Raw genomic sequence first — 1,500 nt, forward strand, 5'->3', positions numbered from 1 at the left:
GCGGCGGCGATATTTATGAAATGGCTGGGGCGATTTTTAATTCAGCTGGCGATATCAGCAGGCTGAAAGGGACGACAGTAGACGTTACGGGCATCACGAATGCTAACCCTGGCGTGGTGACCACAGGGATCACCCATGGCCTTACCAGTGGACAGGTGATAAATATCACTGGTGTGAACGGTATGTCAGGAATTAATAACGTACCGCTGATTGCGACGGTTCTTACGCCGCATACATTTTCAATCGGAATCAACACCACAGCAGCGGGTCCATGGATGAGTGGCGGAGAGGTAACTCCGAACGTCAGAAATAACATGGTTACGGTTAATGACTGGCCGGATAACTACTTTATCCCGGTAGTAATTCCTCTACAGCAGCAGGTAACGATAAGATTTGAATGGGGAACTGAAGGAGCTAACTACCTTACCGATGCAACTGTGTTGTCGCTGGTTTCAGTGCCTGTTATTCAGTACATAAACGGGATTTACGCCGGAAAGCCACTGAATGTTAACAATCTGAAAGATACATTTCTTCAGTCTGTTAATTCTGTTCTTGATATGAGCTTAATCACGAAATTGAATGTTATTGTGACGGTTAACGGTGCAATTACTCCCGTAGACCCAAACACTAACATCATAAGCGGCGACCCGTTCAGTTACTTCTATATTGCGTCTGATGGCGTAACCGTTGACGGAGCATAAGATGCTTGAGGATATTATCCGGTCGTACCTGTACACGCAGTACAATGATGATGACAATATCCGTGCTTTCGTGACTGCGTATAACGCGATGGCAAAAAACGTCTATGACTGGATGAAGAATGCTAATTTGCCAATATTCGTCGGCGGATACAATGCAGGAGACCAGCTCAGATGGATAGCGCGTGGAATTTACGGGGTCAAGCCCCCTGTTCTTTCAAGCGGTCGTCAGATTATCAGCGGGCCATTCAATACACTTACTTTTAACAGCGCGCCATTTAACACACGCAAAGTGATAAACCAGTCAGAACAGGTTATTGTTTCTGACGACCTGTTCAAGAGGATCATGACGTGGAATTTCTATAAAGGAGATGGTTTTTACTTCACGATACCATGGCTGAAGCGTCGTATTATGCGATTCCTGAACGGGGTCGATGGCGTTGACGTAACGAACGATCAGCACTGGAGTATCTCAGTGCTTTTCTCTGGAGAAAGGGCCAGTATTTCCATTATTAAAGGGTTCAGAAAACTAACCTCGTCATCACTTTACAATACTCAGTCATTTAACAGTCGGTCATACAATCAAAAATCCAGTGTTCTTATAAAAAGTAACGAATATGACTATGCATCTTTGTTCAAACAGGCATTCGATAGCGGCCTGCTTCACATGCCGTTTTACCAGCCAGTAACGGTGACTATCGTTGGGTGAGTAGTGTAATATTCAGGAATCTTTCATAAGGTCTGGGGATAATGATGAATAAAATACTCTGGTTGGTATCTGTCGGGGTGGCAGGCACAACAC

General features: G+C 44.9%; 2 protein-coding genes. Both read left to right on the forward strand.

The features are described from left to right. Nucleotides 1-701 (forward strand): ubiquitin-activating E1 FCCH domain-containing protein (locus FDX01_RS23490; protein ID WP_283205032.1); only part of this gene is annotated, 701 nt, incomplete at its 5' end. 1 nt (nucleotide 702) lies between these two features. Continuing rightward, nucleotides 703-1,407 carry a hypothetical protein gene (locus FDX01_RS04535; RefSeq protein WP_137399310.1) on the forward strand — a complete coding sequence of 235 codons (705 nt, stop codon included), beginning with the start codon at nucleotides 703-705 and terminating at the stop codon, nucleotides 1,405-1,407. The last annotated feature ends 93 nt before the right edge of the window (nucleotides 1,408-1,500 follow it).

The organism is Citrobacter sp. wls613, from assembly GCF_005281195.1.
Classification (GTDB): Bacteria; Pseudomonadota; Gammaproteobacteria; order Enterobacterales; family Enterobacteriaceae; genus Citrobacter; species Citrobacter gillenii.